General features: G+C 61.2%; 15 protein-coding genes. 7 read left to right on the top strand and 8 right to left on the bottom strand.

Going from position 1 to position 14,513, the window contains the following annotated elements:
• Positions 1 to 110: 110 nt before the first annotated feature.
• Positions 111 to 551, bottom strand: a complete 441-nt coding sequence (locus AOG28_RS16745; protein ID WP_054557263.1) for an arsenate reductase/protein-tyrosine-phosphatase family protein — start codon at positions 549 to 551, stop codon at positions 111 to 113.
• A gap of 362 nt (positions 552 to 913) precedes the next feature.
• On the opposite strand from AOG28_RS16745, the gene AOG28_RS16740 reads away from it, so the two are divergent.
• Positions 914 to 2,296: an NAD-dependent succinate-semialdehyde dehydrogenase gene (locus AOG28_RS16740; RefSeq protein WP_054557262.1), complete on the top strand. Its 1,383-nt coding sequence runs from the start codon at positions 914 to 916 to the stop codon at positions 2,294 to 2,296.
• A 241-nt stretch (positions 2,297 to 2,537) separates the two neighbouring features.
• On the opposite strand, the gene AOG28_RS16735 is transcribed toward AOG28_RS16740, so the two are convergent.
• Positions 2,538 to 3,404, bottom strand: a complete 867-nt coding sequence (locus tag AOG28_RS16735) for a cation diffusion facilitator family transporter (RefSeq protein WP_235507072.1) — start codon at positions 3,402 to 3,404, stop codon at positions 2,538 to 2,540.
• Positions 3,405 to 3,799: 395 nt separating this feature from the next.
• Here AOG28_RS16735 and AOG28_RS16725 point away from each other — a divergent pair, with 395 nt between their 5' ends.
• The 4 genes from AOG28_RS16725 to AOG28_RS16710 all read left to right on the top strand — a co-directional run bounded on the left by AOG28_RS16725 (position 3,800) and on the right by AOG28_RS16710 (position 7,401).
• Positions 3,800 to 4,729, top strand: coding sequence for a DMT family transporter (locus tag AOG28_RS16725; protein WP_054557260.1), 930 nt, complete (start codon positions 3,800 to 3,802; stop codon positions 4,727 to 4,729).
• A 95-nt stretch (positions 4,730 to 4,824) separates the two neighbouring features.
• Positions 4,825 to 5,931: an endonuclease/exonuclease/phosphatase family protein gene (locus AOG28_RS16720; RefSeq protein ID WP_054557259.1), complete on the top strand. Its 1,107-nt coding sequence runs from the start codon at positions 4,825 to 4,827 to the stop codon at positions 5,929 to 5,931.
• A gap of 88 nt (positions 5,932 to 6,019) precedes the next feature.
• Positions 6,020 to 6,784 carry a YiiX/YebB-like N1pC/P60 family cysteine hydrolase gene (locus AOG28_RS16715; protein WP_054557258.1) on the top strand — a complete coding sequence of 255 codons (765 nt, stop codon included), beginning with the start codon at positions 6,020 to 6,022 and terminating at the stop codon, positions 6,782 to 6,784.
• Between the two features lie 116 nt (positions 6,785 to 6,900).
• A complete protein-coding gene (locus tag AOG28_RS16710; RefSeq protein ID WP_054557257.1) occupies positions 6,901 to 7,401 on the top strand; it encodes a DUF1456 family protein in 501 nt (166 codons plus the stop codon).
• A gap of 89 nt (positions 7,402 to 7,490) precedes the next feature.
• On the opposite strand, the gene AOG28_RS16705 is transcribed toward AOG28_RS16710, so the two are convergent.
• From AOG28_RS16705 to AOG28_RS16680, 5 genes are all read right to left on the bottom strand, one after another.
• Positions 7,491 to 7,826: a metalloregulator ArsR/SmtB family transcription factor gene (locus AOG28_RS16705; protein WP_279833316.1), complete on the bottom strand. Its 336-nt coding sequence runs from the start codon at positions 7,824 to 7,826 to the stop codon at positions 7,491 to 7,493.
• A 27-nt stretch (positions 7,827 to 7,853) separates the two neighbouring features.
• Positions 7,854 to 8,267, bottom strand: a complete 414-nt coding sequence (locus tag AOG28_RS16700) for an arsenate reductase/protein-tyrosine-phosphatase family protein (protein WP_054557256.1) — start codon at positions 8,265 to 8,267, stop codon at positions 7,854 to 7,856.
• A gap of 285 nt (positions 8,268 to 8,552) precedes the next feature.
• The gene (locus tag AOG28_RS16695) at positions 8,553 to 9,569 is read right to left on the bottom strand and encodes a substrate-binding domain-containing protein (RefSeq protein WP_054557255.1); all 1,017 of its coding nucleotides are present in this window, start codon (positions 9,567 to 9,569) and stop codon (positions 8,553 to 8,555) included.
• Positions 9,570 to 10,092: 523 nt separating this feature from the next.
• A complete protein-coding gene (locus AOG28_RS16685) occupies positions 10,093 to 10,956 on the bottom strand; it encodes a PA4780 family RIO1-like protein kinase (protein ID WP_054557253.1) in 864 nt (287 codons plus the stop codon).
• 148 nt (positions 10,957 to 11,104) lie between these two features.
• Entirely contained in the window at positions 11,105 to 12,190 is a 1,086-nt protein-coding gene (locus AOG28_RS16680; RefSeq protein ID WP_052384834.1) for an NAD(P)-dependent alcohol dehydrogenase, read from the bottom strand.
• A gap of 330 nt (positions 12,191 to 12,520) precedes the next feature.
• Here AOG28_RS16680 and AOG28_RS17935 point away from each other — a divergent pair, with 330 nt between their 5' ends.
• Positions 12,521 to 12,709, top strand: a complete 189-nt coding sequence (locus AOG28_RS17935; RefSeq protein ID WP_082388943.1) for a hypothetical protein — start codon at positions 12,521 to 12,523, stop codon at positions 12,707 to 12,709.
• Positions 12,710 to 12,914: 205 nt separating this feature from the next.
• Positions 12,915 to 13,472 (top strand): LabA-like NYN domain-containing protein, encoded by a 558-nt coding sequence (locus AOG28_RS16675; RefSeq protein ID WP_082388942.1) that lies wholly within the window; start codon positions 12,915 to 12,917, stop codon positions 13,470 to 13,472.
• A gap of 152 nt (positions 13,473 to 13,624) precedes the next feature.
• On the opposite strand, the gene AOG28_RS16670 is transcribed toward AOG28_RS16675, so the two are convergent.
• On the bottom strand, positions 13,625 to 14,395 hold the full coding sequence (locus AOG28_RS16670) for a UTRA domain-containing protein (RefSeq protein ID WP_082388941.1): 771 nt from the start codon (positions 14,393 to 14,395) through the stop codon (positions 13,625 to 13,627).
• Positions 14,396 to 14,513: the final 118 nt, after the last annotated feature.

Below are 14,513 nucleotides of genomic sequence, written 5' to 3'. Positions count from 1 at the left end.
ACACGATCAATTAGATAACTACAAAAAAAGAGACTGATTGCATGGCAATCAATCTCTTCGTCAAAGCTATACAGCAACTTGTTAAAACTTAGTCAAATGCTAGATATCGGTTACATCAGTTTCTTGACCCACAGCGCAGCCGCTTCCACCAGCTTCTGGTGCGCATGGCGGAAGGCCTCTTCGCTCTTGCGATAGGGATCAGGGATCTCTTCCCCCTGGCCGCCCGCCAGCCAGCGACCGAACAGCATCGTCTTGCCACTGACCTGCGGTGCCATCTGATTGATGGCGCGGCGATGGCCATCGCTCATGACCAGAATCAGGTCTGCAGCCGTCAGCATCTCGACCGACACCTGGCGCGCACGATGCTCATCTACCTCGAGCCCTGACTCGACGGCGAAGCGTGCTGCCGTGGGCTCGACTGGGTGATCGACCAGTGCGCCCACGCCCGCCGAGTGCACTGTCTTGTCAGGCAACGCCTGCTTCAGCAGTGACTCGCCGACCGGACTGCGACAGATATTGCCGGTACACACCACCAGAATATTGTTGAACACGCTGACTTCCTCTTCCTTGTGACGCTTGCACTCATGTTGATGGCCCGGCGCGCGGCAAGCTTGGCCCCGCACGGACGTCAGACGCCCATTGTCGCATGCTGGCAGCCTGTTCGGCAGGTTCACATTCGACCGCTTCGCGATCGAGCACTGATGACACCTTTGGCTTTTCAAGGGCCAGCAGCGTGCTCATATGGCAACACTGAGGTGACCCGACGCAATAGCCCCCTGCCCCTTGAAGACCTCAGGCAATATCTCCAAGTCCTGATGTGTAGCCAATGAAGTGACTGACTCAAGGGCCGATCTCGACCCCTCGCGATCCCCATTCAGTCACTTGCTGAACCAGCACCCACCAGGGAGGCAAGATGAGCAACAAGACACTGACCGCGTCCAATCCGGCCAATGACAGGGTTCTCAAGGAATACGCCACGCTGAGCAAGGAAGAGGTTCAGCAGAAACTGGAGCAGACGCGCAAGGCGTACTCGAGCTTCAGCCAGACCACCGTGCAGGATCGTGCGCAGCGTCTCACCGTTCTGGCGGACCTGATCGATGAGCATCAGAAGGAAATCGCCACGCAGATCGCCCATGAGATGGGCAAGCCCTATGATCAGGGCATCAGCGAGACGCAGATTTCCTCCAGCATCGCGCGCTTCTATGCCGACAACCTGCCCAAGCTGATGGAAACCGAGCAGCGTGATGTCGACGGCGCCGTGCGTGCCAAGATCGTCAAGGACCCCATCGGCGCCGTCCTCGGCGTGATGCCGTGGAACTATCCGCTCTATCAGGTCATCCGTTTCGCGGCTCCGGCCCTGGCGGGCGGCAATGTCTGCCTGATGAAGCACGCCTCCAATGTCCCGGGCTGTGCCGATCTGATCACTCAGCTGTTCCACAAGGCCGACTTCGAAGAGGGTATCTTCACCTGGTTGCCGGTGGGCTCGGAGATGATCGAAGACATCATCAATGATCCTGTCGTGCAGGGCGTCACCCTGACAGGCAGTGAAGAGGCGGGTCGCAAGGTCGCCGAGCAGGCAGGCGCGGCGCTCAAGCCAAGTGTGCTGGAACTGGGTGGTATCGACCCGCTGATCGTGCTGGATGATGCCGACATCGAGCGTGCGGTGGATCTCGCCATCGCCGGGCGTTTCGACAACACCGGCCAGAGCTGCGCCGCGTCCAAGCGCCTGATCGTCGACAAGTCCCTCGCCGAAGACTTCTCCAAGCGCCTGATCGAGAAGGTCAAGGACATGCGCATGGATGACCCAATGAGCGAAGGGGTCGATATCGGCCCGATGTCTCGCAAGGACCTGCGCGATGACCTGCATGACCAGGTCCAGCGCGCCATCAAGGCAGGCGCCAAGCTTGAATGCGGTGGTGAGATTCCGGATCGTGACGGCGCCTGGTATCCGCCGACGGTGCTGACCAATGTCACCCAGGGCAATCCGGCCTTCAATGAAGAACTGTTCGGTCCGGTCGCCTCCGTGGTGGTCGCCGACAACGAAGCACATGCCATCGAGCTTGCTAACGACTGCCCCTATGGCCTGGGCAGCACCGTGGTGGCCAAGGACGACGAACGGGGTGAACGCGTCTCTCGTCAGCTGCAGGCCGGCATGAGCTTCGTCAACCGCCCGACCACGCCCTTCGCCCAGCTGCCCTTCGGTGGCATCAAAGGCAGTGGCTATGGCCGTGAGCAGAGCGAGTATGGCTTCGGTGCCTTCATGAACATCCGCACCGTCTATGTCGCTGAACACTGAGTCGTTGAACACTGAGCCGCTGAGCACAGACTCGTTGCGCGTCAAGGCGTATCGCGACGCCAGCGACGCTGATAGCTGAATAGCTGAATAGCTGAAGAAACTGCAGCGGATGATGCGCTCCAGACCCTTCGCTGCAACGAACAACGCCCCGCTTCTCTGCGGGGCGTTTTGCATCAAGGGTTCGCAAGCTCTGCCTTGCGATATTCCCTCCCTCAATCAGCGCGCTGATCGCACTATCACATCAGCGCGTCACGCAGCCCTGCGGGCATGCCTCGCCTTCCAGCTGAACCGTGACGTGCGAGATGTCATGGCCGTCGCGCAGATAGGCCTGAACACGCTCCAGCACATCGCCGGGCACGCTGGTGGCGGCCACGACGACATGCAGACTGGCAATCGGTGATTGTGGCGTCAGCCCCCAAAGATGCAGGTCATGTACGCTCTCCACGCCTTCAAGCGCCAGGACGCCCGCCTGGATATCGGCGTGATCGAGCTGCTCAGGCGTGCCTTCCAGCAAGGTGTGCGCCGAACGCTTCACCAACGACCAGGCGCCGCGCAATATCAGTACCGCCGCGAGCACTGACAACAGCGGGTCAGCCTGATTCCAGCCAGTGGTCATGATGATCAGCGAGGCGACAATGGCCGCCACCGAGCCGAGCAGGTCCCCCATTACGTGCAATACCGCGCCGCGCAGATTGAGGTTGTCCTGGTCGCCCTGATGCAGGATACGAAATGCCGCGATATTGACGACCAGCCCAAGTACGGCGATGGCCAGCATCGGCCCCGCCAGTACTTCGGAGGGCAGCCAGAGCCGCTTGATGGCGGCCACCACGATCGCCGCCCCGATCACCAGCAGGGTCAGGCCATTGACGAATGCGGCCAGCACCTGAAAGCGCGCATAGCCGAAGGTCAGCTTGCGGGTCGCCGCCCGATGCCCGAGGCGAAACGCGCCCCAGGCCAATGCCAGCGACACGGTATCACTGAGCATGTGCCCGGCATCCGCCAAGAGGGCCAGTGAGCCCGCGACCAGCCCGCCGACCACCTCCGCCAGCATGAAGCCGCCCGTCAGATACATGGCCAGCTTGACGCGTCGCTCGCTGTCGGCTGTCACCTCAGGCGCGTGATCATGGTGGTGCCCGTGTGAATGATCATGTGAGTGGCTGTGCGAATGGCCGTGTGAATGTTCATATGAGTGGCCGTGTGAATGGCCATGCGAGTGCCTGCCTGAAGGGTCAGAGCCATGAGAATGATCGTGAGCGTGCTGCCCGGAAGGCTCATGCGAGGGTTCGCGAACCTCATCTTGCGGTGTCGATGCCATTCAACCTCCGGCCATCCAATGAAAAAAGAAACGTGTCTGCATGATGCGCAGCGTAACGTCGAAAGTCGCGCGGCTTTAAGACGCATTGGCGGATTTTCGCGTTCCGATAAAGGCCAGCAGCCACTGCGCCAGCTTGATAGGATAGTTATCACTTGCGAAGCAACGAATAAAGGATTCCCGCCTTCCCCATGAGCCTCTCCTCCGAGACGACCCCCTCCCGCTCGCCTTTCAAGGCCGATCTGCTGCTCCTGCTGGTCACCATCATCGCCGCCGCAGGCTGGATATTCTCCAAGGAGGCAATGGCCGGCATGCCCCCTCTGCTGTTCATCGGCAGTCGCTTCCTGCTTGCGGGGCTCATTCTGGCCATCTTCGATGCGCGCTCACTGGGACAGCTGTCCACCGCGCGCAAGCTGCGCGCCAGCGGCGTCGGTGTCCTGTTCGGGGGCGCCATGGCCTGCTGGTCGCTAGGGGTCGCACTGTCTGATCAGCTGGGCGTGATCGCCTTCATCAACAGCTTCGGCATCCTGATGGTGCCGGTACTCGCACGACTGCTGTTCAAGGACAGGCCGCCGCTGAGCACCTGGATCGCACTGCCCACCGCCCTGCTCGGCTTCGCCCTGCTCGGCATGGGACAACCCGGCGCGACCGATGGCTTCACCATCGAGCCCGCCCAGTGGCTCATCTTCGGCGCCGCCTGCCTGTTCGCACTGGTGTTCAACTTCAATTCACGCCTGGTGCGCAATATCCCGGCCCTGCCGCTGACGGCCATCCAGCTGATGACCACCGGCGTCACCTGCCTGATACTCTCGGCGCTCAGCGAGAGCTGGCCCGCCGGCATCAGTCTCGACATCCTGAGCTGGTTCCTGGCCAGCACCCTGATCGCCAGCACGCTGCGTTTCTTCCTGCAGATCTACGCACAGGGCCTGACCACGCCCAGCCACGCCTCGGTCATCCTGATGCTGGAAGCGGTCTGGGCCGCCCTGATGTCGGCCGCCTGGTTCGGTGAGCGCATGACCCTGATCCAGATGACCGGCTGCGGCCTCATCTTCACCGCCCTGTTGATCAATCGCTGGCAGTGGATCTCACGCCTGTGGCGTCAGCGGCGGGTTGCCTCGTGAGAACAGCGTCCTGACTTGAGTGTCAGGCATGTCGCCACCATGTCTGACACTTGAGCGTTCAACTTCCCGCCCCATTCTCTGCCACCGGAGCCACCATGATTCCCACGCTACTCGGCGTACTGACGCTGCTGATGGCAGCCTTCACCCTGCTGCCACTGACGCGTATTCGCCATTGGTCGGTGCGCATCATGGATTTCCCCCGTCTGCAGCTGGCCGCATTGTGGGCGATGCTGTTGATCGCCGACCTCGCGGTGGCCGAGCTTGCCATCGGGCTCAGGGTATCACTGGCCGTGATCGCCGTGGCCGGGCTTGTCTATCAGGCACACTGGATCGTGCCCTATACCCGCCTCTTTCCCTGCGAGTCCGCGCGTACCAGACAGCACGACCGGCAGCGTCAGGTCCGCCTGCTCACCGCCAATGTCCTGACCAGCAATCACGACAGTGACAAGCTGCTGGCCATCGTCGAACGCGAACAGCCCGACGTGCTGGTGACGCTGGAATCCGATGACTGGTGGCAGCAGCGGCTCGACGTGCTCGAGGCGGATAGCGAGCAATACGGCTATACCCACACCCTCAAATGCCCGCTGGACAACCTCTATGGCATGCATGTCTATTCACGCCTGCCACTGCATGACGCCAGCATCGACTACCTGGTCGAAGAGGATGTGCCGTCGATGCATGCGCAACTGGAGCTGGCCAGCGGTGATCGCGTGCGGGTGCACTTCCTGCACCCGGCGCCGCCTAGCCCGACCGAGAATGACGAGTCATCCGAGCGGGATGCCGAGCTGATCATCGTGGCGCGCAGCGTCGCCGACAGCCAGCAACCGGTGATCGTCACCGGTGACCTCAACGACGTGGCCTGGTCTCGCACCACGCGCCTGTTCCGCAAGCTATCCGGCCTGCTGGACCCCCGCGTCGGCCGCGGCATGTTCAATACCTTCCATGCCAACATTCCCCTGCTGCGCTGGCCGCTGGATCACCTCTTCCATAGCGAGCATTTCAGTGTGGTGCGCGTGGCGCGCATGGAAGCCTTCGGCTCCGATCACTTCCCACTGCTCACCGAACTGGCGCTGACGCCCGCCCAGGACACCGACGAGACACTCGATGCCCCGGAGCCGGACGCCGACGATCAGGCCGAGGCCAGCGAGACCGCCAACGACGAGAATGTCAGCCAGCAGGACGTGCCGAAGCCGGGTCGCTGAAAACGACATGCCTGAGATGGCATTTGGCTGAATTCTCCAAAAGGTCCCAGACTGGCTGATGAGGCTTGAGCCATACGGGAGGGCGGGCATGCGAGGACTCGACTGGCTGGGCACGCGGCTGGCGCGTCATCTCACGGCGCCGGGCAAGCTACTGGCGCATCGCGCCACGTCATCACCGGAAAAGCTGGCTGCCACCCTGCGGCGCGGCGATGTCCTGCTGGTCGAGGGCTCCTCGCGTATCAGCACCGCCATTCGCTACCTCACCCAGTCGACCTGGTCTCACGCCGCGCTCTGCGTGCGCACGCCGCTGGACAGCAGAGGTCGCCCGGTCAGGGGCGACTGCCTGTTGGAAGCGGACGTCACCGCCGGGGTGCGCCGCGTCCCCCTCAACCATTACTGGCATCAGCACACGCGCATCTGCCGCCCGGTCGGACTCACGGAGGAGGAGATCAGCGCGTTGATCGCCCATGCCGAGGCGCGGCTGGGCCATCAATATGACCTGCGCAACATCGTCGATCTGGCTCGCTATCTGATTCGCACACCACCGGTGCCAAGCCGCTATCGACGCCGCATGCTGGCACTGGGCAGCGGCGACCCTACCCGCGCGATCTGCTCATCGCTGATCGCCGAAGCCTTCCAGGCCGTGCGCTACCCCATCCTGCCAGACAGTGACGTCCTGCCCTCCAGCGACCCGGCATGCCTGCACTGCTATCAGGAGTTGCTGCATATCCGCCATCACAGCCTGTTTGCGCCCTGCGACTTCGATATCTCGCCCTACTTCGAGATCATCAAGCCGACCCTGTGCGCCGGATTCGATCCCCATCGCCTGCAGTGGAGCGAACCGCCCGCCTGATCTGGTATGCTGCGCGCCATCCACGGCCATGCTGGCCGGCACCTGGGCATCAGTTCTGCTGTGCCGACTGAGCCGCCTGCCGCCCTTTGACACTCTTCACGACCGGAACCACGCCCGTGACCAATAACGACATCATCCGTCGCCTGCGCTACGCGCTGAATCTCTCCGACACCGACATGATCAACACCTTCGCTGCCGCGGACCACGAGGTCTCACGCGCCCAGATCAGCGATTGGCTCAAGCGCGATGATGATGAGGCTCAGCAGCGCATCAAGGACATCGACCTGGCCAGGTTCCTCAATGGCCTGATCAACGTGCGTCGCGGCAAGCGCGAAGGCGCCCAGCCAGCGCCTGAAAAGCGTCTCGACAACAACGTGATTCTGCGCAAGCTCAAGATCGCCTTCGAGCTCAAGGATGACGACATGCTCGAGCTGCTGGCATTGGCCGGTTTCGAACTGATCACCAAGTCCGAGCTGTCTGCCTTCTTCCGCAAGCCCGATCATCGCCACTACCGCGAGTGCAAGGACCAGATCCTGCGCAACCTGCTCAAGGGCATCGAGCTGCGCCATCGTCGCCATGACCCCGAGACCGAGCAGCACGCCGTCGATCCGGTCTGATCAGACCCTGGTGTGCTCTCAACAACAACGCCGCCCCGGAAACCGGGGCGGCGTTGTTGTATGACGGCAATGGCGGTACCAACAGCGGCTCAGCATTCGCGGTTGGGGCGCCCCTCCATGGTGGCCAGGCGCGCCAGCAACGGTGCCATGCGGTGCTGACTTCCTTCCGCCGCCGCGACCAGCGCCGGCAATACCCAGGACGGCAGGTCAGGCATCAGACGGTAGTAGACCCATTGTCCCTGGCGGCGATCCAGCAGCAGACCACAATTGCGCAACTGGGCCAGATGCCGTGACACCTTGGGCTGCGACTCCTGCAACACGTAAGTCATCTCGCAAACGCAAAGCTCGCCTTCTGCATGGATAAGCAACATCAGCACAAGGCGTGTATCGTCGCTGAGGCATTTGAAAAGACGTGTCGGGGTCAGAAGAGACAATGCAGAATTCCACCTGATTCAATGATGTGAGCGTGCCGCCAACCACAGCTGCAAGCGCGTGCGAATTTCGTTCAAGGCGCGCCCATAGGACACCGCAGTATCCTCATTGCGCGGGTCTTCGATATCCCAGAACAACAGCTCATCGGTCTGGCCATCCCACTGGCGGCACTGCTGCTGCGCCTTCTGACACAATACAATGACGGAATCGAAGGACTGAGAGCGGTAGCGATCGATCGACTCGCTCGCCAGACCTGAATTATCCACCCCGGCGCGCGCCAGAGCGCCCAACGCATGCTGTTGCGGGGCATCAGGCGCGACACCGGCACTGAAGGCGTCAAACTCGTCCCCCGCCATGTTACGCAGCAATGCCTCTCCCATCAGGGAGCGGGCAGAATTGGCATTGCACAGAAAAAGCACTCGCTGTTTGGACATGACTCATCTCCAGAGCTGCAATTTTACCTTACCATAGGGTCGCATATCAGAAGTACCGCGCTTGTATAACAAACTGATGTCAGTAGCCTTTCAGGCCTCGGCGCCCCACCTTCAGATCACTTTCTGCAACAAACCCTGTAACAACACCTGCAACAGACCCTGCAACAGACGCGAACGGGCCAGCGCAGTGACCGGCAACTGCCAGGCACACCACGCCAGCCCGCGAAGACCGCCACTCGCTACGTTCACGATGCACTCGACCGCCGCACCGCGTGGCTCACGTCATCAGCCCTGCAGGTCCGAAAGCGTCAGGGTCTTCCTGTCGACGACGGCTTGACGCGCCGCCTTGCGCGCTTCTTCGTGCGCCGGAATCAGGCCGATGCCTTTCAGATAGCCCAGGTTGCCGACCATCTTCTCGCTCATGAACAGATCCGCGTAGTCATACATGACCGGCGCTTCGTCCGCATGCTGATTCTTGATGTAGAAGAACATGGTACGTGCGACCGGGTAGGTCTCTTCCGAGATGGCCTCGGGAGACGGGGCGATGCCGTCGATGGTCGCGCCGCTCAGCGAGTCTTCGTTCTCCTCGAGGAAGGAATAACCGAAGACGCCGAAGGCCTCGGTGTCTTCCGACAGCTTCTGCACGATCAGGTTGTCGTTCTCGCCGGCCGGCACGAAGACGCCATCGTTGCGTACCTTGGAGTAGCCTTCGCCGCCATAGCCGTCCATCTCTTCGGTGGCGGCTTCCAGCACCAGCTCCTCAAAGGAATCGCGCGTACCGGAAGTGCTGGGCGGCCCATAGATGGTGATCTTGCGGTCCGGCAGGCTGGAATCGATCTGGTTCCAGCGGGTATAGGGGTTGGCCACCAGCTTGTCATCGACCGGCACCTGGGCTGCAACCGCCAGTGCGATCTGCTCCAGCGTGAAGGCGGCAGGGTCGTTGGTGTTGGACTGCGCGAAGGCGATGCCGTCATAACCGATGAAGGCTTCGGTGATGTCGGTCACGCCATTTTCCTGACAGCGCTCGAATTCGGAGGCTTTCATGCGGCGCGAGGCGTTGGTGATATCCGGGGTGTTGCTGCCGGCACCTTCACAGAAGAGCTTCATGCCGCCACCGGAACCCGTGGCCTCGATGACCGGAGTAGGATGATCCGTGGTGACACCGAATTCTTCCGCCACATAGCTCGAGAAGGGATAGACGGTGCTGGAACCGACGATGCGAACCTGGTCACGTGCTTGTGCACTGGACACGATAGCCGCAGAGGCGATCACGAAAGCGAGCTGCTTGAGAGGGCGATTCATTGCGGTGCTCCGATGCATTCATCTATATGAATAAGCATATATTTGGTGGCGGAATCCCTCACGACTCCGCCGCCCCGATTGGCGCGACACTTTGCCAATCGCCACATGCCAGTGATGAGAATCCCCCTCGGCATGCTGAACACGTATCTCGATGACAGGCATGTCGACAAATACGCATTGGCATATATGAGCATCATTTTATTGCAGTCGCGTGACATCTCCGCTGAGTATCCTGTCGCGGGCTGCCTTGCCTCTCTATCCCTTCTCCTTCTCCTTCTCCTTCTCCTTCTCCTGTCGCCTCTCTGCTTTACCTTCGGCCGAGACAAGGCCCCAACAGAAATGGCCTGACCTCCCCAGTCACTCGTGGGAAGATCAGGCCATCGACACGGCAGCGTGCGTGACAGGGCATCACTCGCTTGCCACTGGCGAGCCCTTCCTCTGCGCTTCTGGCGGGAGCCCAAGGCCTGGCAAGCGGCTAGCGGCTAGCGGCTAGCGGCCAGCAGTTAGCAGCTAAAGGTTCCTGCTAGTCATCATCGCCCTCTTCGGCACTCTTCTGGCGCGCCTTGCGCTCCTGCTCTTCTTCCATGGCCGCCATGATGTTCTCGAGCAGCGCATCCACGTCCGGCGCTTCGGCGTCGTCCTCATAAAGGCCTGTCAGCTCGACATCCGGGTCCATGTCGCCGGCCTCGAACAATGCCCAGATCTCGTCGGCATAGCGTGTCTGTGCCAGTTCAGGCGCGAACATCGCGTAGTAGGCGGTGATATTGGCGACATCACGCGCCAACATGCTCTTGGCATTGTTGTTGGCCGCGGCATCGACTGCCTGCGGCAGATCAATGATCACCGGGCCATAGTCATCGACCAGCACGTTGAACTCGGACAGGTCACCATGCACCAGGCCGGCATGCAGCATGCGCACGATGTACTGCATCATCAGCGCATGGTCTTCCCGCGCCTGCTCGGCGGACATCGAGACATCATTCAGGCGCGGTGCCACATTGCCGTCGTCATCGGTGACCAGCTCCATCAGCAGCACGCCATCAAAGCAGCCGAACGGCTGCGGCACGCGCACACCGGCATCGGCCAGACGATACAGCGCATCAACCTCGGCATTCTGCCAGGCGGCCTCCTGCTGGTTGCGTCCGAAGCCGGAGCCCTTCTCCATCGCCCGTTGACGGCGACTGTTACGTACCTTGCGGCCTTCCTGATACAGCACAGCCTGCTTGAAGCTGCGCTGGGCAGCATCCTTGTAGACCTTGGCACAGCGAATCTCTTCTCCGCAGCGCACGACGTAAACCGAGGCTTCCTTGCCACTCATCAAGGGGCGGAGCACTTCATCGACCAGACCGTCATCTATGAGCGGCTGGATTCTCTTTGGCGTTTTCATCGCGTTCTTATACGCGTTTTGCGATACATCGGGAATCACCCTGTAGCAATTTTGTGACATACCTTACGACAAAACCCCCGCCAATGCGTCATTGGCGGGGGTTTCAGCATTCACTGACAGACTGCCTCGGCAGCAGCAGCGCCAGCGCTTATTGGGCGTTCTTGAGGCTCTGCATGTCAATCACGAAACGATACTTGACCTTGCCTTCCTGCATGCGCTTCCAGGCATCATTGATGGTGTCGATGTCGATCATCTCGATATCGCAGCCAATGTCGTGCTCGGCGCAGTAGTCGAGCACTTCCTGGGTCTCCGGCATGCCACCGATCAACGAGCCCGCCAGTACACGGCGCTTCATGACCAGGTTGCCGCCCTGCAGCGCGGGGTCCACTTCCTGCACCAGGCCGACGAGGATATGCGTGCCGTCGTACTTCAGGGTATTGAGGTAAGGGTTGAGATCATGCGGCACCGGCACCGTGTCGAGCAGGAAGTCGAAGGTTTCGGTGGCGGCTGCCATCTGCTCGTCATCCGTCGAGACGATCACATGATCGACACCATTCTCGCGCGCTTCCTCGACCTTGCTCTCGCTGCGGGTGAAGAGCGTCACTTCACAGCCCATCGCCTTGGCGAACTTGATGCCCATGTGGCCCAGGCCGCCCATGCCGATCACCCCGACCTTGTCGCCGGACTTCACGCCATAGTGACGCAGCGGCGAATAGGTCGTGACACCCGCGCACAGCAGCGGCGCGGCCACTGCCGGGTCGAGCTTGTCCGGGATGGAGACCACGAAGCGTTCGCTAACGACGATCTTGTCGGAATAGCCGCCCTGAGTCAGGCTGCCGTCGTGACGGTCCGGGCTGCCGTAGGTCATGGTCATGCCGTCGAGGCAGTATTGCTCGAGCCCCTTCTGACAGGCGCTGCATTCACGGCAGGAATCCACCATGCAGCCGACGCCGACCATGTCGCCCACCTTGTACTGACTGACGTCATTGCCCACCTGGGTCACCCGACCCACGATCTCGTGCCCCGGCACCAGCGGATACTGAGAAAAGCCCCAGTCATTGCGGCCGACGTGCAGATCCGAGTGACAGACACCGCAGTAGAGAATCTCGATGGCCACGTCATCCGGTCGCGGCTGGCGACGCTCGAAGTTCCAGGGCGCCAGGTCTGCCGTTTCGGATGCCACCGCATAAGCGCGAGTCTGGCCGTCAAAATCACCGTTGGAAGGGCTTGTCATGGAGTCTCTCCTTGCTTGGCTGAGCGTCGGACAGCTTGGTCATCAAAGATGATTCAGCGCCCGTAAAAGGATTCGCATGCCATGCGGCAATCGCGATCATGCCCACTGACTTCTTGCCGACAGCCCGACTTTTCAATGGCTTGGCTGCTCTGCATCACTGTGTTGGTCAGATCGCAACAGCGCCCCACCAAGCTGCGCGAGGCTTGCAGACACAAGGGAAAGCGACGCAAAACATCTTGCTTCTGATTCCAAATTGACGCCATCAAGCAGCAAAGTTGCCACTGTGTTATCATGCATCTTCACCCCTCACGTCTTGGAACGGAGTCCCGCATGGCGAATACTCGTACTGCTGCAAAGAAAAAAGCACCGGCTGCTGTCGAAACCTCAGCCTCGATTGAAGCTCAGATGCAGGCCTTCCTGGACCGTGGTGGCAAGGTGGATGTGATTGAATCCGGTGTCAGCGGCCAGGTCATTGGCGTCAAGCCGACCAAGCCGTCAAACCCTGCTGCCAAGATCTGAGGCTTGCCCATCAAGCCTTGGTGCCCGAACGCGCTGCTCGCCTCTCTCAACTGGCGTCTGCCATCGAGTTACTGACCGGTGAGAGCGTTGTTCATCGCTAGACCTCCAGCCGCTGCCCTGCATCATCAGGTAGCGGCCGGCTTCTTTCTGGGGAGAGGAAAATCACCTCTTGCCTGCCCTTGCCCCTCCCGCCACGGCGACACCCATGCCAGCCTCTACTTCGCGCGACAGCTCCCTCGACTCCCGCCAGCACAGCGAGCATGGCACTCGCGACGCGGATGGGGCACGCACACGCCTGGCCGTCTTCATTGATGTGCAGAACATCTACTACACCACCCGCGATACCTTCGGTCGGCAGTTCGATTATCGCCGCCTGTGGGCAGAGCTCGAGCGCCTCGGCTCGATTCAGCATGCCTACGCCTACGCGATCGACCGTGGCGACCCCAAGCAGCAGCAATTCCAGCAGCGCCTGCGCGAGATAGGCTTCGAGGTCAAACTCAAGCCCTTCATCCAACGCGGCGACGGCTCGGCCAAGGGCGACTGGGATGTCGGCATCACCATCGACGTGATGGAAGCCGCCCCCGAGGTCGATGAGATCATCCTCGCCTCTGGCGATGGCGACTTCGCCCTGCTGCTGGACCATGTCGCCACCCGCCACGCCATCACCACCCGCGTCTATGGCGTCGAAGCCCTCACCGCCCTCGCCCTGATGAAAAGCGCCCATCACTTCCGCGAAGTCGATGCAAGCCTGCTGATGCGCTGATACCGATCGATCGCGTCTCAACCGCGCTCGAATCCTGTCTGTCGCACAAGAAACACCCGCACGCCCTCCACTAAACAAGAGGATGTGCGGGTGTTTTCGTCTGGGCCACCAACGGCTTGCCAGGCATTCAGGCTTTACCGCGAACTTGCCAACTAGCTCTGTGGTGCGGCACTCAGCGTCAATTCGATGGCATCGTGGCGCCAGTGTTCATCATCACAGTCCACCGCGCGGCCATTCTGATCGAAGTTGATGCGAGTGATGCGCTGCGCGGGGCTGCCCTGCGCGGCGTTCAGCGCGGCGGCGGCCTCAGCGTCGAACACCGTGGAAGCCAGCTCGAAGCTGACGCGGCTGACACGAATGGCGTATTCGTGCCGATAGAGATCGGTCAGGGAGTGGGCTCCGAGGTCGAAATCGAGGATGCCCGGGAAGCAGTCACGTCGCAGGTGATGGCAGACATGCAGCACGCGCCGTCCATCGATACGCCGCACGCGAGTGATGCGATAGACCACTGAGCCCTCCGCAATCCCCAGCCGCCGCGCGATCACCGCGTTGGCAGCGACTTCTCCTGCCGCCAGTACCTCGGTGCTGGCCACCCGCTGCTGTGACTCGACCATGTCGCGAAATGGCAGGCACGCCAGCAAGTCATAGCGCAGTCGTGGCGGCGAGACGAACCAGCCCCGCCGATTCTCGCGATAGATACGCCCCTCCGCCTCCAGCTGCAGCAGGGTGTCGCGCAGGGTGACCCGCGTCGTGGCAAAGCGTTCGATCATCTCGCGCTCGGAGGGCAGGCGCTGTGAAGCGCGCAGCGGCGCTGCCTCAAGATGGTTCAGCAGCCTGCTCTTGAGCCCTGCCACGGGGACATCCGCGTCAGGAGTTGCCGATGAAGCGGCGTCACTCTGGGGCTCAAGCGAAGATGAAGGCATGCGAAGTTCCTGAAAGATAACGAAAGACAGCAATTTCTGGCGAGTCACTTGCATGACATCCAGGGCGTCCAGGATGGAAAGGGTCAGAGCGAAGCGATTTCTGTGGTCTAGTTCAGAT

This window comes from Cobetia sp. UCD-24C, assembly GCF_001306765.1.
GTDB lineage: Bacteria > Pseudomonadota > Gammaproteobacteria > Pseudomonadales > Halomonadaceae > Cobetia > Cobetia amphilecti.
The sequence above is the reverse complement of the archived record's forward strand: the minus strand, read 5'-3'. Positions and strand labels throughout refer to the sequence as shown.